This is a genomic window from Corallococcus sp. AB038B (genome assembly GCF_003668955.1).
GTDB classification, from domain to species: Bacteria; Myxococcota; Myxococcia; order Myxococcales; family Myxococcaceae; genus Corallococcus; species Corallococcus exiguus.
This window is the reverse complement of sequence record NZ_RAWO01000001.1, coordinates 2,399,285-2,422,490: the sequence shown is the minus strand read 5'-3', so window position 1 is coordinate 2,422,490 and position 23,206 is coordinate 2,399,285. Positions and strand designations below refer to the sequence as shown.

Below are 23,206 nucleotides of genomic sequence, written 5' to 3'. Positions count from 1 at the left end.
CCGCCCCCTGAAGGCGGCCCCTTCCCCGCTTTCCCCCCCGAGCGAGACATGACGACCGAGCACCCCGGCTCCCCTTCCGCCTCCGCGCCGAAGTCCCCGGCGAGGCCCCGGCGTCGAGCACCGCCCGTGGTGCCCGTCCCGCGTGACGCCTTGCTGCCGCTCTCCTTCGGGCAGCAGCGGATGTGGTTCATCGAGCAGCTCACGCCCGGGGGCATCTCCTACAACGTCCCGTACTTCGCGCGGCTCACCGGAGCGTTGGACGTCCCCGCGCTGGAGCGAGCACTGGCCGTGCTGGTCGAGCGGCACGAAGCGCTGCGCACCACCTTCGCCATCGTGGACGGTCAGCCGGTGCAGCGAATCGCGCCATCGCTGTCCCTGCCGCTGCACGTGGAGTCGCTGGAGGCACTGCCCGCGTCCGAACGGGAGCAGGCCCTGCGACAAGCCGCGGAGACGGAAGCGCGAGTGCCCTTCGACCTGGGCGCGGGACCGCTGGTGCGAGTGCGGCTCTTGCGACTGGGGGAAATGGAGCACGTGCTGCTCCTGATGCTGCATCACATCTCCTGCGACGGCTGGTCGCTCACGGTGATGGAGCGGGAGCTTCAAGCGCTCTACGCGGCCTTTCGCGCCGGCACGACGCCCGTGCTGCCCGCGCTGCCCGTGCAGTACGCGGATCATGCGGTGTGGCAGCGGCAGTGGATCCAGGGCGAGCATCTCCAGCAGCAACTGGAATGGTGGCGAGGTGAGTTGTCGGGAGCGCCCGCCGCGTTGGAGCTGCCCACGGACCGGCCCCGTCCCGCCGCGCAGTCCACGCGGGGCGCGGTGTACCGCCACACGCTGCCTCCGGCGCTGGGCAAGGCGCTGGAAGCGCTGTGCCGCAAGCAGGGCGTCACGTTGTTCATGGCGCTATTGGGTGGGATGAATCTGCTGCTCTCGCGGCTGAGCGGCCAGGACGACATCGTCATCGGCTCCCCCATCTCCGGACGCACGCGCCAGGAGGTGGAACCGCTCATCGGCTTCTTCATCAACACCCTGCCCCTGCGCGTGCGAAGTGAAGGTGCGCTCGGCTTCGGAGAACTGCTGCACCGCGTGCGCAAGACGTGCCTGGACGCGTACGCGCATCAGGAAGTGCCCTTCGAGCAGTTGGTGGACGCGCTCCAACCCGAGCGCGACCTGAGCCGCCCGCCCCTGTTCCAGGTGTTCTTCACGCTTCAGCACTCGGCCGTGCCCGCGCTGGAGCTGGAGGGGCTGCGCACCTCCGAGCTGGACTTCGAGCCGGGCGTGTCGCGAATGGACCTCACCGTCTTCCTGCGCGAAACGCCGGAAGGGCTGGTGGGGCTCTGGGAGTACAGCACCGACCTCTTCGACGCCGCGACGGTGGCGCGCTTCGCGGAGCACTACACGCGCCTGCTGGAGGCCGCGGTCGCGGAGCCGGAGCGTCCCGTGGCCACGCTTCCGCTGCTCACCGCACAGGAGCGGAGGCACCTGCTCGACCAGGGTACGGGAGCCGCCGTCCCCTACCCTCGCGATGCGTCCCTGCCCGCGCTCTTCGCGGAGCAGGCCGCGCGGACGCCCGGCGCCGTGGCCGTGGAAGCAGGAGGCCAGCGGCTCACGTATGCGGAAGTGGAAGCACGGGCCAATCAGCTCGCTCACCACCTGCGTGGGCAGGGAGTGCGGCTGGGAACACCGGTGGGCCTGTGCGCGGGCCGGTCGCTGGAGATGGTCGTGGCGACGCTCGCCATCCTCAAGGCGGGAGGCGCGTACGTCCCGCTGGATCCAGGCTATCCCCCCGAGCGCCTGGACTTCATGGCGCGCGACGCCCGCATCACCGTGCTCCTGTTGGAGCAGGGACGCGAGTCCTCGCTGAAGGGGTTGGCCTCACGGATCGTGGTGCTCGACCCGTCCTGGCGGGCCTTCGAGGCTCAACCGAAGGCAGCGCCCGAGGTGCACGTCCCCGCCGATGCGCTCGCGTACGTCATGTACACGTCCGGGAGCACCGGGCAGCCCAAGGGCGTGGGCGTTCCCCACCGGGCCGTGACGCGGCTGGTGAAGGGCGTGTCCTACGTCCGGTTCCACGCCGAAGACGTCGTCCTCCAGCTGGCCACCACGTCGTTCGACGCCGCGACGCTGGAGCTGTGGGGCGCGCTGCTCAGCGGCGCGAAGCTGTTCCTCTATCCGCCGGTGACGCCGTCGCTGGAGGAACTGGAAGCCACGCTGGAGGGCGAACGCATCAGCGTGCTCTTCCTCACCACCGCGTTCTTCGAGCAGATGGCGATGAACCGGCCCGCGGCGCTCGCTCGCGTGGGGCAGGTGCTCGCGGGCGGCGACGTGCTGTCCCCGCTGGCCGCGCGCAAGCTGCTGGACGCGGGCCGAGCGGTCATCAACGGCTACGGCCCCACGGAGAACACCACGTTCTCCGCCACGTATCAGGTGAAGCGGGACCTGGATGCGCGGATGCCCGTGCCCATTGGCCGTCCGCTGGAGAATTCCCAGGCGCTGGTGCTGGACGCGCACCTGGAGCCGGTGCCGCCCGGCGTCGTGGGTGACCTGTACGTGGGAGGCGACGGTCTCGCGTGGGGCTACATGGACCGGCCGGAGCTCACCGCGGACCGCTTCGTGCCCCATCCGTGCAGCGACGTGCCCGGTGCCCGGCTGTACCGCACGGGAGACCGTGCACGGTGGCTGCCTTCTGGCGAGCTGGCCTTCATGGGGCGCGCGGACACACAGGTGAAGCTACGCGGCTTCCGCATCGAGCTGGGAGAGATTGAGACCGCCCTGCGTCACCTGCCCGGCGTGGAGGACGCCGTGGCGGAGGTGCGCGAGTACGCGCCCGGCGACAAGCGCCTGGTGGCCTATGTGACCGGCGCGAGCGTGGACGTGAGCACGCTGCGTTCGCGCCTGTCCGCCCAGTTGCCGGCGCCGCTGGTCCCGTCCGCCTTCGTGAAGCTGGACCAGCTGCCACTGACGCCCGTGGGCAAGGTGGACCGCAGGGCGCTCGCCACGCCCGTGGGCGACACGCTCGCGGAGGACGGCTACGTGGCGCCGGTCACCCCGACGGAGACGGCGGTGGCGGAGGTCTGGGCCGCGCTCCTGGGCCGCACGCGCGTGGGCACGCAGGACTCCTTCTTCGAACTGGGTGGGCACTCGCTGCTCGCGACCCAGGTCACCTCCCGGTTGAGGGAGACGTTCCAGGTGGACCTGTCCGTGCGGGCCCTGTTCGAGGCGCCCACGGTCACCAGCCTCGCGGCGCGCATCGATGCACTGCGGAGGGAGAGCAGCCGGATCCAGTCCCTCCCGCTGGTGCCCGGTCCCCGGGACGGCTGGTTGCCGCAGTCGTTCGCGCAGCAGCGGCTGTGGTTCATCTCGCAGCTCGACACGCTGGGGTACTCCTACAACGTGCCCATGGTCACCCGGCTGCGGGGCGCGCTGGACGCGAACGCACTGGAGCGAAGCCTCGCGGAGATCATCCGGCGGCACGCGGTCCTGCGCACCACGTTCGACGAGGTGGATGGTCTGCCGGTGCAGCGCATCGGGCCGGCATGGAACTTCACGTTGGTGCGGATGGACGTGGAGGCCGCGAAGCTCCCGGAGCAGCTGGCCACGGAGGCCCGGCGCCCGTTCGAGCTGCGGCGAGGCCCGCTGATGCGAGGGCTGCTCCTGCGCGTCGCGGATGACGACCATGTGTTGATGCTCGTCATCCACCACATCGTCTTCGACGGGTGGTCCATCGACGTGCTCCAGCGCGAGTTGAACGCGCTCTACCCCGCGGGCGGCCAGGGCATGTTGCCGCCCTTGTCCCTCCAGTACGTGGACTACGCGCGATGGCAGCGTGAGTCGTTCCAGGGGGAGGAACTGGAGGACCAGCTCGCCTGGTGGAGGGAGGCGCTTGCGGGAGCACCGCCCGTGCTGGACCTACCCACCGACAAGCCACGTCCGCCCGTGCAGACCTTCCAGGGCGCGAACTTCGAGGTTCTGCTGCCACAGCCCCTCCACGGCTCGCTCCAGTTGCTGGGACAGCGCGAAGGCGCCACGCTGTTCATGACGCTGCTGGCGGGGTTCCAGGCCCTGCTCGCGCGCTACAGCGGCCAGGAGGACGTCGTCGTCGGGTCGCCCATCTCCGGCCGCAATCGCCGTGAAGTGGAAGGACTCATCGGCTTCTTCGTCAACACGCTCGCCCTGCGCGCGGATGTCGCTGGCACGCGCTCCTTCCGGCAGCTGCTGCGCGGTGTGCGCGAGAGCTGCCTGGGTGCCTTCGCGCACCAGGACCTGCCGTTCGAACAGCTGGTGGACGCGCTCAAGCCGCCGCGCGACCTGAGCCGGACGCCCCTGGTGCAGACGATGTTCGTCCTGCAGCGGGCCGCGACGCCGTTGTCCCTGCCCGGCCTCGCAGTGGAGGACTTCCCATTCCAGTCGGGCGTCTCTCGCTTCGACCTCATGCTGTTCATGCGGCAGACGCCGCAAGGGCTCGTTGCCTACTGGGAGTACAACACCGCCCTCTTCGAGGAGGCGACCCTCGCCCGGATGGCCGGGCATTACGTGCGGTTGCTCGAAGGCGTCACCGCGAACCCCGAACTGCCCCTGGCGGACCTGTCGCTCCTGTCGCGGGAGGAGCGCGAGCAACTCCTGGTCGCATGGAACAGCCGCGAGGAACGGATTCCCACGCAGGGGCTGATCCACGGCTGGGTGGAGGCGCAGGTCGCACGGACACCGGAAGCAGTCGCGGTGACGAACGGAGAGGAGTCGCTGACCTACGCGCAATTGGATGCGCGCGCCAATCAGCTCGCCCATCACCTCATCCTTCTGGGCGTCAGGCCGGGAAGCTCCGTCGGGTTGTGTCTGGAGCGCTCCAGTCTGGACATGCCCGTCGCCGTCCTCGCCACGCTCAAGGCCGGCGCCGCCTATGTCCCGCTGGATCCGAACTATCCGGCCGAGCGCCTGGCCCTGATGGTGGAGGACACGCGCGCTCCGGTCGTCCTCGCACATGAGGGCTTCGTGCGGGCCCTTCCTCCGGACACCTCCGCGCGCATCGTGATGATGGAGACCGTCTCACTGGCCTCCCGTCCCACGTCGTCTCCGAACGTGAAGCTGTCCCCCGAAGCCGTCTGCTACGTCGTCTTCACTTCAGGCAGCACCGGCAGGCCCAAGGGCATCGCCATGTCCCACCGGGGCATCGGCAACATGCTCGCCTGGCAGACCCAGCGCGCGGTCCGCGCCGAAGCCACCACGCTCCAGTTCGCTTCGCTCAACTTCGACGTCTCCTTCCAGGAGATCTTCGGCACGTGGTGCATCGGCGGCCGTCTGCTGCTCAGCTCCGCTGAACTGCGCCGCGATCCACCCGCACTGCTGCGCTTCCTCACCCAGCACCGCGTGGAGCGCCTCTTCCTCCCCTTCGTCGCACTCCAGTCACTGAGCGAAGCGGCCCGCACCGCGACGGAGCTGCCCCCGCTCAACGAGGTCATCACCGCGGGCGAGCAACTCCAAGTGACGCCTGCTCTCGTCGCCCTCTTGGAACGGCTGCCCGGCTGCGTCCTCGAAAACCAGTACGGTCCTTCGGAGACCCATGCGGTCTCCGCGTGGCGTGCCTCGGGAGCTCCGAGCACCTGGCCCGCCCTGCCTCCGGTCGGAACACCGCTGCCTTCGGTCCAGGCCTACGTGTTGGACCCGCGCCGCGAGCCCTGCCCAGTCGGGGTCCCGGGCGAGCTGTATGTGGGCGGTGAAGGACTCGCGCACGGCTACCACGGCCGACCAGACCTCACCGTGGAGCGCTTCATCCCCTCTCCGTTTGGACCCACGCCGGGCGCACGCCTCTACCGCACGGGCGACAAGGCCCGCTGGCTCGCGGACGGACAACTGGAGTTCCTCGGCCGCCTGGACGGTCAGGTGAAGCTCCGCGGCTTCCGCGTCGAGCTGGGCGAAGTGGAGGCGGCCCTGCGCGTCCTGCCCGACGTGCGGGACGTGGTCGTCGTGGTGCGCGAGGACACACCGGGCCACAAGCGGCTGGTGGCCTACGTGGTCCAACCGGAAGCATCCTTCTCACCGGAGGCGCTGAGGCAGGCGCTGGCGCGACGGCTGCCGGAGCACATGGTGCCCTCGGCCCTGGTGCGAATGGACGCGCTACCGCTGGGCCCGAGCGGCAAGGTGAACCGCAACGGCCTGCCCGCGCCCAAGGAAGAAGCCGCGGACGACTCCGGGTTCCTGGCCCCCATGACGGCGGTGGAGAAGGTGATCGCCGACATCTGGGCGTCCCTGCTCGTGGTGCCGCGCGTGGGCCTGCAGGACCACTTCTTCGAACTGGGTGGGCACTCGCTGCTCGCAACACAGGTGGTCTCCCGGTTGCGGGAGGCCTTCCAGGTGGACGTGTCCCTCCGAGTCCTCTTCGAGGCGCCCACCGTCGCGCAGCTCGCCGCGCGGTTGGAGGAGCATCTTCACGGCGCGAACCGGAAAGCCGTCCCGCCGCTGGTGCCCCAGCTTCGCGGCGAGCTCGTTCCGCAGTCGTTCTCCCAGCAGCGGCTGTGGTTCGTCTCGCAGCTGGACACCAGCGCGCACGCCTACAACCTGCCCCTGGTCACCCGGCTGCGGGGACGGCTGGACACGCACGCGCTGGAAGACTCGCTCAACGTCCTCATCCGGCGTCACGAAGTCCTGCGCACCACGTTCGACGAAGTGGACGGCCAGCCGGTGCAACGCATCGGCCCCGCGTGGAAGCTCACCCTGAAGCAAGTGGACGTGGATCCGCGCATTCCGCTCCAGCGTCAGGTGGAGGCCGAAGCGCATGTACCGTTCGACCTGCGGCGAGGCCCCCTGATCCGAGCCACGCTGCTACGGATCGCGGACGAGGATCAGGTCCTCATCCTCAACTTCCATCACAGCGTCTTCGACGGCTGGTCCATCGCCTTGCTCCAGCGGGAGTTGGATGCGCTCTACCTCGCCCGGATCCAGGGCACGGAGGCCGCGCTCCCGCCCATTTCCATCCAGTACGCGGACTACGCGCTGTGGCAGCGCGCGTGGTTGCAGGGCGACGTGCTGGAAGAACAGTTGGCGTGGTGGCGCGAGCAGCTCGCCGGGGCACCGCCCGTGCTGGACCTGCCCACCGACAAGCCGCGCCCGCCCGTGCAGACCTTCCAGGGCGCGTACATCGAAGTCCCCCTGCCACCCGCGCTGACCAGCGCCCTCGTCGCCATGGGCCAGCGCGAGGGCACCACGCTGTTCATGACGCTGCTGGCGGGATTCCAGGCCCTGCTCGCGCGCTACAGCGGACAGGACGACGTGGTGGTCGGCTCGCCCATCTCTGGCCGCAATCGCCGCGAAGTGGAAGGGCTCCTCGGCCTCTTCGTCAACACGCTCGCCCTGCGCGCGGATGTCGCGGGGACGCGCTCCTTCCGCCACCTGTTGCGCGGCGTGCGCGAGAGCTGCCTGGGCGCCTTCGCGCATCAGGACCTGCCGTTCGAACAAATCGTGGAGGCGCTCAAGCCGCCACGCGACCTGAGCCGCGCGCCGCTGATCCAGGCCCTCTTCGTCCTGCAACAAGCGGCTGTCCCCTTCTCGTTGCCCGGGCTCCAAGCGGAGGACGTCCCCTTCCAGACGGGTGTCTCCCGCTTCGACCTCATGCTCTTCGTGCGCGAGTCGGAGCAGGGGCTGACGGCCTTCTGGGAGTACAACACCGCCCTCTTCGAGGAGGCGACCCTCACCCGGATGGCCGGGCACTACGTGCGAATGCTCCAAGGAGCGGTCCGCCATCCCGAGCAGCCCCTGTCGGCCCTGCCGCTCCTCTCCGAAGAGGAACGGCAGCAGGTCGTCGTGACGTGGAACGCCGCGAAGGACCTCTCTTTCGAGCCGGGCCTCATGCACCGCTGGGTGGAGGCGCAGGTCGCTCGGACACCGGAAGCAGTCGCGGTGACGAACAGCGCCGAGTCGCTGACCTACAGGCAGCTGGATGCACGCGCCAATCAGCTCGCGCACCACCTCATCGCCCTGGGCGTCACGCCGGGAAGCTCCGTCGGGTTGTGCCTGGAGCGCTCCAGTCTCGACATGCCCGTCGCCGTCCTCGCCACCCTCAAGGCCGGTGCCGCCTACGTCCCGCTGGATCCGAACTATCCGGCCGAGCGTCTGGCCCTGATGGTGGAGGACACGCGTGCTCCGGTCGTCCTCGCGCATGAGGGTTTCGTGCGGGCGCTGCCACCAAGCACCTCCGCGCGCATCGTGACGATGGAGACCGTTTCGCTGGCTTCCCGCCCCACGTCGTCTCCGAACGTGAGGCTGTCCCCCGAAGCCGTCTGCTACGTCGTCTTCACCTCGGGCAGCACCGGCAGGCCCAAGGGCATCGCCATGTCCCACCGGGGCATCGGCAACATGCTCGCGTGGCAGATCCGCCGCGCCGTCCACAGGGAAGCCACCACTCTCCAGTTCGCTTCGCTCAACTTCGATGTCTCCTTCCAGGAGATCTTCGGCACGTGGTGCATCGGCGGCCGACTGCTGCTCAGCTCCGCCGAACTGCGCCGTGATCCACCGGCACTGCTGCGCTTCCTCACCCAGCACCGCGTAGAGCGCCTCTTCCTCCCCTTCGTCGCGCTTCAATCCCTGAGCGAAGCAGCGCGCACTACGGCGGAGCTGCCCCCGCTCAACGAGGTCATCACCGCGGGCGAACAACTCCAGGTGACACCCGCCCTCGTCTCCCTCTTCGAACGGCTGCCCGGCTGCGTCCTCGAAAACCAGTACGGTCCTTCGGAGACGCACGCCGCCAGCGCATGGCGGGCTTCAGGATCTCCGAGCACCTGGCCCGCGCTCCCTTCAGTGGGAACACCGCTGACCAACGTCCAGACCTACGTCCTGGATGCCCGAGGGAATCCGAGCCCCGTCGGCGTCCCAGGCGAGGTGTTCATCGGAGGCGAAGGGCTCGCGCACGGCTATCACAACCGGCCAGACCTCACCGCGGAGCGCTTCGTGCCCTCCCCCTTCAGCGCCATGCCGGGCGCACGCCTCTACCGCACGGGCGACAAGGCGCGCTGGCTCGCGGATGGACAGCTGGAGTTCCTCGGCCGCCTGGACGGTCAGGTGAAGCTGCGCGGCTTCCGCGTCGAACTGGGCGAAGTGGAGTCCGCCCTGCGCGCCCTGCCTGATGTGCGGGACGTGGTCGTCGTGCTGCGCGAGGACACCCCGGGCTTCAAGCGGCTCGTGGCCTACGTGGTGCAGCCGGAGACGGCCTTCTCCGCGGAAGCGCTGAGGCAGGCACTGGCGCGACGGTTGCCGGAGTACATGGTGCCTTCGGCGCTGGTGCGCATGGACGCGCTGCCCCTGACGCCCAGTGGCAAGGTGAACCGCAACGGCCTTCCCGTTCCGACGGAAGAGGCCATCCCTGGGACCGTCTACGTGGCCCCGGTCTCCGCGGTGGAGAAGCTCATCGCGGACATCTGGGCACCGCTGCTGGGTGTGCCGCGCGTGGGCACGCAGGACCACTTCTTCGAACTGGGCGGACACTCGCTGCTCGCGACCCAGGTGGCCTCCCGTCTGCGCGAGTCGCTTCAGATGGAGCTGCCCGTGCGGGTGCTCTTCGAAGCCCCGACGCTCGCGGAGCTGGCCGCGCGAATCGAAGCCCTGCGCCAGGAAGCCCATCCCCTCCAGGCACCGCCCCTGGTGCGCACGGAGGCCGGAAACTCCGCGCCCCAGTCCTTCCCGCAGCAGCGGCTGTGGTTCATCGACGCGCTCGCACCGGGCGGGTTCGCCTTCAACGTCCCGCTGTTCATCCGGTGCAAGGGACCGCTCGACGTGGCCGCGCTGGAGCGGTCACTCGCGGCACTCATCGACCGTCACGAGTCCCTGCGTACGGTGTTCGCGGAGGAGAACGGCCAGCCCGTTCAGCGCGTCCTGCCCTCGGTTCCCTTCGCGCTCGCCTTCGAGCGGCTGGAGGACGTGCCGCCCCAGCAGCGCGACACCGTCCTGCGCCAGCGGGCCGAGGAGCGGATGCGCCACGTCTTCGACCTGCGCACGGGTCCACTGCTGACGGCGACGCTGCTGCGGCTGGATGCGGAGGACCACGCGCTCTTCCTGCTCATGCACCACATCATCACGGACGGCTGGTCCACGGACGTGATGGGGCGCGAACTGGGCATCCTCTACGACGCATTCACCCGGAACCAGACCCCGCGCCTGCCACCGCTGCCCATCCGGTACACGGACTACGCCCGCTGGCAGCGTGCGACGTTGCAGGGCGAAAGTCTCGACGCGCAGCTCGCGTGGTGGAAGCGGCAGCTGAACGGTGCGCCCCATGCGCTGGAGCTGCCCACCGACCGGCCTCGGCCGCCCGTGCAGGCCCAGGCTGGCGCGGCCCACATGGTGCGGATCCCCGCCGCGGTGGACGCAGCCGTGCGCGAACTGTGTCACCAGCAGGGCGTCACGTCCTTCATGGCGCTGCTCGCGGGGTTCCACGCCCTGCTGTCGCGCTACAGCGGTCAGGACGACGTGGTGGTCGGCTCGCCCATCTCCGGCCGCAACCACCGCGAGGTGGAGGGGCTCATCGGCTTCTTCGTCAACGCCCTGCCCCTGCGCGTGAAGGTCTCCGGCGCCGAGTCCTTCCAGGTCCTCCTCGCCCGTGTGCGCGAGACGTGCCTGGGTGCGTACGCTCACCAGGAGGTGCCCTTCGAACAACTGGTGGACGCGCTCCAGACGCCGCGAGACCTGAGCCGCACGCCCGTGTTCCAGGCCGTGTTCGCCCTCTTCAAGGACTTCCCCGGCTTCCCCCTGCGAGGACTGGAGACAGCGCCGGTGCCCTTTGATCCAGGGCTCGCGAAGCACGACCTCACGCTGTTCATGCGCGAATCCGCCACCGGGTTGCTGACCCACTGGGAATACAACACCGCGCTCTTCGACGCGGCGACGGTGGAGCGTATGGCCGGGCACTACCTGCGTCTGCTGGAGCAGGTGACGCGAAACCCGGAGCGTCCGCTCGCGTCGCTGTCGGTGCTGACAGAGGCGGAGCGCCAGCAGGTCCTCGTCGAGTGGAACGACACCGCGCTCGATGTCCCCTCGGACCTGCGCGTCCCCACGCGCATCGCGGAGCAGGCGCGGCTGAGGCCGGAGGCGCTCGCGCTGGCGGGCGACGGGCAGCGGCTGACGTTTAGGGAACTGGAGGCCCGGTCGAACCAGCTCGCGAACCTGTTGCGTGCGCAGGACGTGAAGCCGGAGACCGTGGTCGCCTTGTGCGTGGACCGCACGCCCGGCTACGTGTGGGGCGCGCTAGGCATCCTCAAGTCGGGCGCGGCCTATCTGCCCATGGACCTGACGTGGCCGGAGGCCTGGTGGCGGCACGTGCTCACGGACAGTGGCGTACGCATCGTCGTCACCCAGCAGGCCTTCGCCTCCCGCTTCGAGGGATGCGGCGTGCGAGTGCTCTGCCTGGACGAGGAGCCCGCGCTGGAGACGCAGCCAATCACCGCGCCCGGCGTGACACTGCACGCGGAGGCGATGGCCTACGTCATCTACACGTCGGGCAGCACCGGCCGTCCCAAGGGCGTCGCGGTGACACACGGCACGCTGGCGAACCTCGTCGCGGGGCTCGGCACGGCGGCGGGGATTGAACCGGGAGACCGGGCCACGCTCCTGACGGGGCTCGCGTTCGACGCGACCGTCTTCGAGACCTGGCCGTCGCTCTCGCATGGCGCCAGCCTCCACCTGCCCACGGACGAGGTGCGTGCGGAGCCCGCCCGACTGGTGCGGTGGCTCGCGGCGGAAGGCATCACGCTCACCACGCTGCCCACGCCCATGGCCGAGGCGGCGCTGGAGCAGCCATGGCCGTCCGGCATGCCGCTGCGCCGGGTGCACGTGGCCGGTGACGTGCTGCACCGCCGTCCGGGACCCGCCGTTCCGGGACAGTGGCTCAACTGCTACGGCCCCACGGAGAACACCGTCATCGCGACCTCCGGCGTCGTGAAGTCTGAAGCACCCGACGGCCTGCTGCCCCCCATCGGAAGCCCGGAGCCCAACGTGCGTGTGTACGTGCTGGATGGCGCGGGACAGCCCGTGCCAATGGGCCTATGGGGCGAGCTGTTCCTGGGAGGCGCCCAGGTGGCGCGCGGCTACCTGGGCCAGCCCGCGCTCACTGCGGAGCGCTTCGGACCGGCTCCGTTCTCCCATGAGCCCGGCGCGCGCCTGTACCGCACGGGTGACGTGGTGCGATGGCTCGCGGACGGGACGCTGGAGTTCCGGGGCCGCGCGGATTCGCAGGTGAAGCTGCGGGGCTTCCGCATCGAACTGGGCGAGGTGGAGGCCGCGCTGCTCTCACAGCCCTCGGTGAAGGAAGCGGTGGCGCAGGTGCGCGAGGACGTGCCGGGACAGCGGCGGTTGGTCGCGTACCTGGTGCTTCGCGAAGGGGCCGCATTCACGGTGGACGCGCTGCGGGCCTCGCTGCGGCGGTCGCTCGCGGAGCACGCGGTTCCGTCGGCGTTCGTGGTGCTGGAGCGGCTGCCGCTCACCGCGAACGGCAAGTTGGACCGCAAGGCACTGCCCGCGCCGGACGTGCACCGGCCCGAACTGAGCGAGGACTACCGTGTCCCCGAAGCCGGCCTGGAGCAGACGCTGGCCGCGCTCTGGGCCGAAGTGCTGGGGCTGGAGCGCGTGGGCGCGAGCGACAACTTCTTCGACCTGGGCGGCAACTCGCTGCTGCTCCAGTCCGTGCACGCGAAGCTGGAGGCACTGGTGGGCCGCAAGGTCCCGCTGATCACCCTCTTCCAGTACCCCACGGTGCGCGCGCTCGCAGGACACCTGTCACCGCCGAAGGACACGCCACCGGCGGCGGCTCCCTCGCCCGCGCAGGACCCGGGAGCGCAGCGGCGAGACAACCTGCGGCGCATGGCCCAGCGGCGCGGTCGTCCAGGCTCCAGCTGAGCGCCTCGTTCACGGAAGGAGCGCCGCGAGCTTCGCGCCCAGCCCTTCAGCGTTCTCGCCCGTGAGCATCGACTGGTGGTCGCCGGGTACGGTCTCCACCCGGAGCACCGCGCCCGAATCCAGCCATTCGAGTTCCACGTGCTTCGGCATGTGCTCGATGACGGTCGCCGCGCGGAAGAACTGGAGGGTGCCGCCCTCGAAGCGGGGCATGGCGTAGTCGCGCAGGGCCGTCATGTTCGCCTCCCAGACGCGCACGTACCGACGCTGCTCCTCCGGATCCGCGAAGACCTGCTCCTGCGCGAAGCCCACTCCGCCCACCTGGGCCCGGGCGATGTCCCCAGGGCCCGGCGTGTCGAGCATCGCGCACAGCGGCACCGCGTGGCCTTCCGCCGTTAGCCGGCGGGCCATCTCGTAGACCACCGCGCCGCCAAACGACGCTCCCACCAGCAGATACGGCCCCACGGGCTGCAACGCGCGCAGGTCCTCCAGGTAGGCCGTCGCCATCTCGTCGACGGACGTGTGCAGCGGTCCGTCTGGCTCCAGGCCCCGGGACTCGAAGGCGTAGGCGGCCCGGCCCGCGTCGATGGCGCGCGCCAGGTCGCGGTAGAACACCGCCTGGCCTCCGGCCGCGTGCACGAAGAAGAGCGGCGGGCCGCGAGTGCCCTGCTGGAGCAACGCGACCCCGGCAGGCAGGGACCGGCCCTCCTCGCGTCCGCCCAGCTTCCGCGCCAACAACTCCACCGTGGGCGCGGTCAGCATCTCCTTCAGCGCGAGCCGCTTGCCGAAGCGTTCGGAGATCATCGCGAGCAGCCGGAGCGCGACCAACGAGTCGCCACCCAGCGCGAAGAAGTCGTCGTGGATGCCCACGTCATCCAGGCGGAACAGCGTCTGGAAGCACTCGACCAGGGACTGCTCCGTGGCGTCACGGGGGGCCACGCGCTCACCGCGACGAGGAGCCTGAGCCTTCGGCTTCGAGGGGCCGGTTGCCTTCGCCTTGGCCGCCATGGCATCGCGTGCGAGGGGGCTCGGCGCGGCATCGTCCAGGCTGTAGTGCTCGCGGTCGAAGCTGTAGGTCGGCAGGTCCACGCGCCGACGCCGCTCGCCGTCCCGGATGTGTTCCCAGTCCACGTCCACGCCCGCGGCCCACGCTTCGCCCAGGGCCGCCAGGGCGCTCCCGGGCGCATCGCCCTTCGTCGGCAGGGTGGCCAGTACGGGCTGCGTCTTGCGCGCCGGATGTTGCCTCGTGAGCGCGGTGAGCGTCGTGCCCGGGCCCACTTCAATCAGTGCGCGGTCCCCGGATTCCAGCAGGCAGCCCAGAGCGTCGGAGAAGCGGACCGTGTGCCTCAGGTGCCGGACCCAATAGTCAGGTGACGTCGCCTCGCGCTCCTGGAGCCACCGGCCGGTGAGGCTGGAAACGACGGGCAGCGAGGGCACGCGAAGCCTCACGCGGGCCACTTCCCGAGCGAAGCCTTCCAGGTACGGCTCCATCATGGAGGAGTGCGCGGCGCGCGCGTAGCGCACCCGCTTGTGCTCGATGCCCCGCGCCGTCAGCGCCTGCTCCGCCGCCTCCAGCTCCGGCAACGGGCCGGAGAGGACACAGGTCTCCGGGCCGTTGATGGCCGCCACCGACACGGCCGGCCCCACGAGCTCCGAGACCTGCGCCACGGGCGCGAGCACGGACACCATCCCGCCCGGTGGCATCGCCTCCATCAAGCGTCCGCGAGCGACAACGAGGCCCAGCGCCTCCTCCAGCGTGAACACACCCGCGAGGCACGCGGCCACGTATTCGCCGAGCGAGTGCCCCAGCAACGCGTCCGGCTTCACGCCCCACGACAGCCACAACTGAGCGAGCGCCCAGTCGCAGACGAACAGCGCGGGCTGGGACCACAGCGGCCGGTCCAGCTCACGGGCCGCCGCGTCGAAGCGCTCGGGTCCGGCGAAGAGGATGTCGCGGAGGTCCGCGCCCATGGGACCGCGAAGCAACTCCGCGCACGTGTCGATGGCAGCGCGGAACGCGGGCTCGCGAAGGAACGCCTCGCCCATGTTCACCCGCTGCGCACCGCCGCCCGGGAACAGGAAGGCCACGCCGCGAGACTCGCCCTCGTCGAACACGGTGCGGATCCGAGGAGGCGCATCAGCACCGGCGGAGGACCGCCCCTCCAGCAGCGCCGTCGCGTCCTCGCCCTGTCGGACCACGACGAAGCGGCGCCACGGGAAGCGCGCACGCCCCACCTGCAACGTATGAGCGACGTCCGCGAGCCAGGCGCCCGAAGCCTCCTGCACGCGCTCCGCGAGCGCCACGGTCATCCGCTCCAGCGCGCCCTCCGTCTTCGCCGACAAGAGCAGCACCTCTTCCCCACGCCGGGGCGCATCCGTCTCCGGAAGGGCCGGCGCCTCCTGCAACACCACATGCGCGTTCGTGCCCCCAATCCCCAGCGCCGTCACCCCCGCGCGCAGCGGCAACGGGCCCTCCCAAGCACGTGCGCTCCCCACCACCTGGAAGGGACTGCCCTCCAGCTCCAGCATCGGATGCGGCTTCGTGAAATGCAGCGTCGGAGGCAGCGTGCGGTGCTCCATCGACAGCACCGTCTTGATCACCCCCGCCACGCCCGCCGCCGCGTCCAGGTGCCCGAAGTTGCTCTTCACCGCGCCCAGGCCACACGCGCCCGGAGGAGCCCCCTCGAACACCTGCTTGAGCGCCGCGACCTCAATCGGATCCCCCAACGCCGTCGCCGTCCCGTGCGCTTCCACATAGGACACGTCCGACGGCGCCACCCCCGCCACCGACAACGCCTCGCGGATGACCGCCGCCTGTCCCTGCACCGAAGGCGCCGCGAACCCCGTCTTCGAGCCCCCGTCGTTGTTCAACGCCGTGCCCAAGACGATGGCGCGGATGCTGTCCCGGTCCGCCACCGCATCCGCCAGCCGCTTGAGCACCAGCATCCCCACGCCATTGCCCACCGCCGTGCCCGTCGCGTTCACGTCGAACGGCCGGCAGCGCCCATCCGGCGCCAGGATGCCGCCCTCAAGTTTGCGATGCGCCCCCAGCTGCGGCGTGCGGATGGACACACCTCCCGCGAGCGCCAGGTCGCACTCGCCCGCGAGCAGCGACTGACAGGCCAGGTGCAACGCCACCAACGACGTGGAACACGCCGTCTGCACCGTCATCGCCGGCCCCGTCAGGTCCAGTTCGTACGACACCCGCGTGGCGAGGAAGTCCCCGGAGAGCCCCAACGCCCCCGCCAGCCCCGCGGCCACATCCCGCCCTCCGTACGTCGTGAAGCCCGCCCCCGCGTACACCGCCGCCCGCATCGGCTGGCCCCGGGGCGCGTACCCCGCGGACTCCATCGCCGCCCACGCGCACTCCAGGAGCGCCCGGTGCTGCGGATCCATCTGCTCCGCCTCGCGCGCCGAGTACCCGAAGAACGCCGCGTCGAAGCCCTCCGCCTCCTCCAGCACCCCCGCCGCGGTGATCCACTCGTCGCCCTGCGGCAGCCCCATCCGCTCCCGGCCCGCCGCGTCCAGCCGGGTGATGGAGTCCACCCCTCCCACCAGGTTGCGCCAGTACTGGCGCGCGTCCTCCGCCCCCGGAAAGCGCAGCGCCAGCCCCACCACCGCCACTGCCATGGGCGCGTCCTCGTCCCCGGCGTCCGTTGCGGCCTCGTTCGCGTGGTCCATGGCTCCCGAGCCTGCCAGGGAAGCCCAGAAACCGGGGGACGCCGAAGCCCGCCTGCTCGCCCTGGCGCGGTCAGCCTTGACGCGGTAGTTCTATTTTCCTCAATTTGCAGCAAATCCAGAATCCGGAGCAGCCCACCATGAGCACACAGAGCGCAGTCCCCTCGCCCATGGAGGCGCGGCTGGCCGGGTACTGGCAGGAGCTGCTGGGGGTGGACGCCGTGCGGCCGGAGGACCACTTCCTGGAGGTGGGGGGCAACTCGCTGCTGGCCACGATGCTGGCCAACCGCATCGAGGACGACCTGGGCCTCCAGGTGGGCATGGTGGACCTGTTCAACACGCTGAGCGCGGTGGCGGCCGTCTGCGAGCGCCTCCAGCAGGAGACCCCGGCCACCAGCTGACACGCCCCGGAGCGTGGCCGCAAGACGACGGGCCGGGCGGGTGGACGGGGCTTGCCTCTTTTCCCCCCGCCCCTGGTTGGGCTAGCAGGGAGGCCATGCCCATCCTCGCCCTCGTCCGTCACGGTCAGTCCCTCTGGAACCTTGAGAACCGCTTCACCGGCTTCGTGGACGTGCCCCTCACCGAGCAGGGCCGCGCCGAAGCCCGCAAGGCCGCCGACTCCCTCCAGGGCGTGAAGTTCGACGTGGCCTACACCTCCGCCCTCAGCCGGGCGCAGCAGACGCTGGCCATCCTGCTGGAGGCGCTGAAGCAGACCCCGCCCGTCATCCGCGACGCGGCCCTCAACGAGCGCCACTACGGCGACCTGCAGGGCCTCAACAAGGCGGACGCCGCCAAGGAGTTCGGCGAGAAGCAGGTCCACGTCTGGCGCCGCTCCTTTGACGTGCCGCCCCCCAACGGCGAGTCCCTGGAGATGACCGCCAAGCGCGTGCTGCCCTTCTTCGACCGCGCCATCGCGGGCGACCTGCGCCAGGGCAAGAACGTGCTCGTCGTGGCGCACGGCAACTCCAACCGATCCCTGGTGATGCGCCTGGACAAGCTGTCCGGCGAGACGGTGGTGGGCCTGGAGCTCGCCACCGGCGTGCCGCTCGTCTACGAGATTGGCGCCGACGGACAGGTCGTCTCCAAGCGCGGCTGAGCCGCCCTGACGGCAGGGCCTTCCTGGGGAAGATGGGAGGGGGCTTGAATGAGCGGCCTTCTTGCCCGTCAGATGGGACGAAGCACGAACACCCCCAAGGATGCACACCATGAAGGCCCTGACCCTCGCCGTCGTCCTGCTCTCCTCCGCCGCGGCCCTGGCCCAGACGGCGCCCAAAACGGCGGACTCAGTCACCATCTCTGGCGGCGCCGAGTTCCGCCGCCCGCCGCCCCCGGGCCAGTCCACGCCGCGCCCGGGACCGATGCCGCAGCCGGTGCCGATGCCGGTGCCCTCGCGCAACCAGGTCGTCATCGACCGTGAGCAGATGGCGCGCCGCATCGACCGGATGGAGAACGCGCTGCGCGACGCGATGTCCCGCACGAAGGACGCCAAGGGCCGCGAGAGCATCCGCAACGCCATGGAGGAGCTGGACAAGCTGAGCGAGTACGTGGACGAGGCCGCGCCGTACGGCACGGGCCTGCCGCCCCCGGGACCGCAGCATCCGATGCCGCCCCCGCCGCCGGTGGTGCGTCCCATCACGGACGTGCAGTTCCGCAACGTCACCGCGGCGATGGTGCGCGAGTCCTTCCCGCGCGAGAAGCTGCGCATCCTGTCGCAGGTGGCCCCGAACGAGAACTTCCTCGTGACGCACATCCTGTCCGTGCTGGGGCAGTTCAACTTCTCCAACGACAAGCTGGAGGTGGTGCGCCTGATGCGGCCCACGCTGCTGGATCCGCAGAATGGCTACCAGCTGTACCAGGCGTTCCCCTTCTCCAACGACAAGCAGCAGCTGCAGGCCATCCTCGACAGCGGCGGGCGCTACTAGCCTTCCCGCGTCACCGCTGGAGCGCGGACCAGATGGTCCGCGCCTCCTGCGAGTCCACGGTGGCGTGGACGCTGGCGAGCACCCGTCCTTCCGCGTCCAGCGCCAGGACATAGGGGGTTTCGCTGGGGGAGAGGCCCAGGGCCCTGGCCATGTCACCGTTCTTGTCCAGCCAGGTGTCCTGCCAGTAGGACTGAGGCACCTGGCCCTTCGCCTTGCCGCGCGCGGTGCCCTCGCTGACGAAGAACGGCAGCTTGAGGGCGATGAGCGACTGGCGGTGCACCGAGTCCGAGACGTGCTGGTCCGCCGCGTCGAACCATCCGCGCATCTGGGCGCCCGCGTCCTTCTCGGTGATGACGACCAGCAGCGTGGGGCGCCCCTTCAACTCCTCGCTCGCATGCTTCCCGTTCGTCAGGTCGCGCGCGGAGAACTCGGGCAGCGACTGTCCCTGGGAAGGCAGCGCGAACGCGCCCGGAGCCGTGAGCAGCACCCCCGCGAGCACTGACACCGTGAGCATGGAGCGTCCCCGTCGCGAGCCTCTGGATTGGCGAGCCATGAGAGGACAGGTGTTCACGCGGATGCGGATTCCCTAGCACCCGGAATGCCTGCGCACGCCCGGCCGCCTGCCCTGCGTGGGGATCCGGTAACGTCAGCGCCCCCCTTCTCTTCGTACCGGGAGTCCCCCCTTGAAAACCCTGTCCCTCACCCTGCTCCTGCTGCCGCTGACGGGCAGCGCGGCCGTGAAGAGCATCACCACCGTGACCGAGCTCCAGACCGCGCTTTCGTCCGCGAAGGCCGGCGATGAGCTCGTCCTGGAGGACGGCACGTACACCGTCAACGCGAACCTCAACTGCGCCGCGGAGGGCACCCAGGCCGCGCCCATCATCGTGCGTGCGAAGAACCGCCACGCGGCCGTCGTGCGCTTCAACGCGCAGGAGGGCTTCAAGGTGTCCGGCCGGTACTGGACCTTCGACGGGCTCACGGTGGAGGGCATCTGCGCGAACGACCAGACCTGTGAGCACGCCTTCCACGTCACCGGCCACGCGGAGAACTTCGTCCTGCGCAACAGCCGCGTGCGCGACTTCAACGCGCAACTCAAGGTGAACGCGTCGAAGAACGCTGGCGGCGTGTGGGAGATCCCGCACCGGGGCCTCATCGAGAACAACGAAATCTACGACACGCACGCGCGCGCGACGGGCACGCCCGTCACCAAGCTGAACATCGACACCGGCGATGACTGGGTGGTCCGCGACAACGAACTGCATGACTTCTCCAAGCAGGGCGGCATCTCCTACGGCGCCTTCATGAAGAGCGGCGGCAATCGCGGCCTCTTCGAGCGCAACCGCGTCCTTTGCGTGAAGGACCAGCCCGCGGGGGACACGCGCATCGGTCTGTCGTTTGGCGGAGGCGGAACCGGGAACGAGTTCTGCGCGCCGGCCTTCGACCCGACCGTGCCGTGCTCGCCGGAGCACAAGGACGGAATCATCCGCAACAACATCGTGGCCAACTGCTCGGACGTGGCCGTGTACCTGAACAAGGCCGCGAACACGCGCGTGCTGTTCAACACGTTCATCGGCACGACGGGCGTGGACTACCGCTACGCCGCGTCCACCGGCGAGGCCATCGGCAACGTGATGTCCGGCCTCATCCGCAACCGCGACGGCTCCAGCGTCACCACGAGCTCGAACCGGATGAGCGTGACGACCGGCGACTGGGCGGGCTGGTACGTGGCGCCGCTCAAGGGCGACCTGACCCTCAAGGGCGACGTGTCGGTCCTCGTCGGCGCGGCCCCGCGGAACACCCTGGTGCCGGAGGACTTCTGCGCGCGCCCCCGGCCCGCCACGACGACGCTGGGAGCCCTGGAGCACTCGCTGGGTAACTGCCCCGCGAACACGGGCGGCGGCACGGACGCGGGCACCGGCGGAACCACGGACGCGGGCACCAGCGTGGACGCGGGCACCGGCACGGACGCGGGCACCGGAACCACGGACGCGGGCGTCGTTCCGGACGCGGGCTCCGGCCCGGAGCAGGAGCCGTCGGACGAAGATGACGGCGGTTGCACCGCGAGCCCGGGCCTGCTGCCCGCGCTCCTCGGGCTGCTCGTGCCGCTGGCCCTGCGCCGGCGCGCGCGTCGCTAGCGGAGGCCTGGCGAGGCGGCTGGAGACCCCAGCCGCTTCGCTCCCTCACCCGCGCGCTTTAGAACGCGGTGGAGACGAACAGGCCCGGGCGGATGGCCAGGATGCCGCCCACCACCAGCGCCAGCGACACCAGCGTGCCCACCAGCGGCAGCACGTAGCCGGGCGGCGTGCGCCGGCGGTTCGCGGACAGGGGGCCCTGGATGGCGCCCACCGCGAGAATCATCATCACGATGTGCCCGATGAGCGCTGGGTAGTACCCGCGCGTCAGCAGCACGCCAATGCCCACGAGCAACTGCAGCTGCATGAAGCCTGAGTAGGACGCGCCGATGATGCGCCCCGCCTTGTCGAACGGGCGCTTCGTGGCAACCGCGAACGCGAAGAACGCGAGCGCGATGACACCGGACAACAGCACCAGGTAACGAAGACCCGAGTGGAGATGGAAGAAGAAGGTCATGGACGCGAGGGTTTAGCACCCGCCGGGCGGGGCGCGACGTTTCCTGCAAGCTACGACGGGTCCGGCTTGGGCGTGCGCTTCGTGCTGGGGGGCAGGGGCGGCGCGGAGATGCGCTCGGTGGGGGGCAGCTCGCCCGTGAGGCTCTTGAGGAAGGCCACCAGGTCGTCCACCTCGCCGTCCTTCAGCGTGCGGCCCAGCTGGTAGCGGCCCATCAGGCGCACCATGGTGGGCAGGTCCTTCACGCTGCCGTCGTGCAGGTAGGGCCCGGTCATCTCCACGTTGCGCAGGGTGGGCACGCGGAAGTAGCCCCGGTCGTCCTCGTTCTTCGTCGCGTCGAAGCGGCCCGCGTCGGTGAGGGCCGGGTACGCCTCCACCAGCCCCAGCTTCTGGAACGAAGAGCCGCCCACCGCCGGACCGTTGTGGCACGTGGTGCAGCCGGTGGTGACGAAGGCCTCCAGCCCGCGCTGCTCCTGCGCGCTCAGGGCCACGTGCTCCCCCGCAAGGAAGCGGTCGAAGCGCGACGGCGTGGTGAGCGTGCGCTCGAAGGCGGCCAGCGCCCGGGCGGCGTTCGCCAGCGTGACGGGCTTGCCCCCCTTGGGGAAGGCAGTGCGGAAGCGCGTGCTGTATTCGGGGATGGAGGACAGCGTGGCCTCGACGCGCTTCGCGTCCGGCATGGCCATCTCCACCGGGTTCATCATCGGCCCTTCCGCCTGGGCCTCCAGCGTGGCGGCGCGTCCGTCCCAGAACTGCGCGATGTAATGGGCCGCGTTGTAGACGGTGGGCGAGTTGCGGCTGCCCTTCTGCTTCTTGTGACCTTCCGACAGCGCCTTGTTGTCCACGCCGAAGGTGTCGAGTCCGTGGCAGCTGTTGCAGGACACGTCGTGGTTCTTCGACAGGCGGGGCTCGTGGAAGAGCATGCGCCCCAGGGCCACCTGCTCCGCGGTGTCGTCGGGCAGCGGCGCCTGGTTGCGAGGCGCCTGGAAGAAGTGCGACGCCAGCTTCACCACCGCCGCGGCATCCGGTGCCGTGGGCTTCGGGGCCTGCTCCACCACGGGAGCGGGCGCGGGCGGCTTCGCCTCCGGAGCCTTGTCTGGGGAGCGCTCACAACCGGCGAACAAGCCCGTTCCCATCACAGACAGGGTGAACCCGAGCAGCAGTCGATTTCGCGTCATGTGAAGAGCCTCCCGGATGCGGCGCGGAGCGCACCGTACCAGTGCCCCGGGCGGCTGGCGTCGCGACAGAACGTCGCACCCACGGCGCGGCCTTTCCCATTCCATCAGTCCGGCAGCGCCTGCCCGGACGGCGGCCCGGCGGACGCGGCCCGAGCCTCCTGCGGAACAATCCCCGCGCCGCTACCTCTTCTTGAAGGTCTCGGTTACACGCAGCGGCGCATCCGCCTGGAAGCGGGGCGTCACGGAGGACGGCGGATGCAGGATGGCGACACGGGCGGCAAGGGGCGGGAGGTGGACGTGCTCGTCTGCCGCAAGTGCCTGACGAAGAGCGCCCGGAGCGGAGGGCAGGACCTGCCGCGCTGGCTCCAGGGGGAGCTGGCCGAGAAGGGCCTCGCCGGTCAGGTGCGCGTCACGCCCACCGGCTGCATGAACCAGTGCCCGCGCCGGCAGGTCACCGTGCTCGTCTCCGACTCCGATGATCCCGAAGGCCGCCTGCTGCTGGTGGAGCCCCGGCTGCAGCGAGACCTGCTGCTGAAGTTCGTGGAGCGCCGCGCGCGCCCGGACGCTCCCGCCGCCACGCCCGGCGACGGCGACGCTCCGGGGGGGCAGGAGCACCTCGGTGATGAACCGGTCCACGAGGAACGAGGCCAGTAGCCCCGTCGCGGTGCCGGCGGTGTCCCACGCCAGGTCCTTCACGGAGAAGACCTTGCCGCGAGCCTTGTCGTACACCTCCTTGCCCAACCCCACGCCCAATCCCAGTCCCACGCCGGTGAGCGCACGCGCGCCCGGCGAATCGAAGAGGACGGCGCCCGCCCCGTAGCCCACGCCCGTGGCCGCCGCGCACGCCGCGAAGTGTTTGGGCTTGTCGCTGCCAAACCAGTCATCGCCGGACGCGGCGCGGACTGAGGCCGGGACAGCGAGGAGCACGAGGGCGGCGAGTGCGGAACGGGCGGACATGCATCCATCCTGTAGCAT

Annotated in this window: 10 protein-coding genes; 5 read left to right on the top strand and 5 right to left on the bottom strand. The window is 70.3% G+C overall.

Going from position 1 to position 23,206, the window contains the following annotated elements; all coding sequences use genetic code 11:
• Nucleotides 1-48 precede the first annotated feature (48 nt).
• Entirely contained in the window at nucleotides 49-12,873 is a 12,825-nt protein-coding gene (locus tag D7Y04_RS10085) for a non-ribosomal peptide synthase/polyketide synthase (protein WP_121759066.1), read from the top strand.
• A gap of 9 nt (nucleotides 12,874-12,882) precedes the next feature.
• Here the strand turns inward: D7Y04_RS10085 and D7Y04_RS10080 are convergent, their stop codons facing one another.
• The gene (locus D7Y04_RS10080; protein ID WP_121759065.1) at nucleotides 12,883-16,551 is read right to left on the bottom strand and encodes a type I polyketide synthase; all 3,669 of its coding nucleotides are present in this window, start codon (nucleotides 16,549-16,551) and stop codon (nucleotides 12,883-12,885) included.
• A gap of 137 nt (nucleotides 16,552-16,688) precedes the next feature.
• On the opposite strand from D7Y04_RS10080, the gene D7Y04_RS10075 reads away from it, so the two are divergent.
• The 3 genes from D7Y04_RS10075 to D7Y04_RS10065 all read left to right on the top strand — a co-directional run bounded on the left by D7Y04_RS10075 (nucleotide 16,689) and on the right by D7Y04_RS10065 (nucleotide 18,470).
• Nucleotides 16,689-16,949 (top strand): phosphopantetheine-binding protein, encoded by a 261-nt coding sequence (locus tag D7Y04_RS10075; protein WP_121759333.1) that lies wholly within the window; start codon nucleotides 16,689-16,691, stop codon nucleotides 16,947-16,949.
• A gap of 95 nt (nucleotides 16,950-17,044) precedes the next feature.
• A complete protein-coding gene (locus tag D7Y04_RS10070) occupies nucleotides 17,045-17,644 on the top strand; it encodes a 2,3-diphosphoglycerate-dependent phosphoglycerate mutase (RefSeq protein WP_120600145.1) in 600 nt (199 codons plus the stop codon).
• A 109-nt stretch (nucleotides 17,645-17,753) separates the two neighbouring features.
• Nucleotides 17,754-18,470: a DUF4476 domain-containing protein gene (locus D7Y04_RS10065; protein WP_158627478.1), complete on the top strand. Its 717-nt coding sequence runs from the start codon at nucleotides 17,754-17,756 to the stop codon at nucleotides 18,468-18,470.
• Nucleotides 18,471-18,480: 10 nt separating this feature from the next.
• On the opposite strand, the gene D7Y04_RS10060 is transcribed toward D7Y04_RS10065, so the two are convergent.
• Nucleotides 18,481-18,984, bottom strand: coding sequence for a hypothetical protein (locus tag D7Y04_RS10060; protein WP_121759063.1), 504 nt, complete (start codon nucleotides 18,982-18,984; stop codon nucleotides 18,481-18,483).
• A 169-nt stretch (nucleotides 18,985-19,153) separates the two neighbouring features.
• Between D7Y04_RS10060 and D7Y04_RS10055 the strand changes: the two genes are divergently transcribed.
• Complete coding sequence (locus D7Y04_RS10055; protein WP_121759062.1) at nucleotides 19,154-20,605, top strand: chondroitinase-B domain-containing protein; 1,452 nt, start codon at nucleotides 19,154-19,156, stop codon at nucleotides 20,603-20,605.
• A gap of 58 nt (nucleotides 20,606-20,663) precedes the next feature.
• On the opposite strand, the gene D7Y04_RS10050 is transcribed toward D7Y04_RS10055, so the two are convergent.
• The 3 genes from D7Y04_RS10050 to D7Y04_RS44395 all read right to left on the bottom strand — a co-directional run bounded on the left by D7Y04_RS10050 (nucleotide 20,664) and on the right by D7Y04_RS44395 (nucleotide 23,188).
• Nucleotides 20,664-21,059, bottom strand: coding sequence for a hypothetical protein (locus D7Y04_RS10050; protein ID WP_121759061.1), 396 nt, complete (start codon nucleotides 21,057-21,059; stop codon nucleotides 20,664-20,666).
• Nucleotides 21,060-21,109: 50 nt separating this feature from the next.
• On the bottom strand, nucleotides 21,110-22,231 hold the full coding sequence (locus tag D7Y04_RS10045; protein WP_121759060.1) for a cytochrome-c peroxidase: 1,122 nt from the start codon (nucleotides 22,229-22,231) through the stop codon (nucleotides 21,110-21,112).
• Between the two features lie 180 nt (nucleotides 22,232-22,411).
• A complete protein-coding gene (locus D7Y04_RS44395) occupies nucleotides 22,412-23,188 on the bottom strand; it encodes a hypothetical protein (protein WP_158627477.1) in 777 nt (258 codons plus the stop codon).
• Nucleotides 23,189-23,206: the final 18 nt, after the last annotated feature.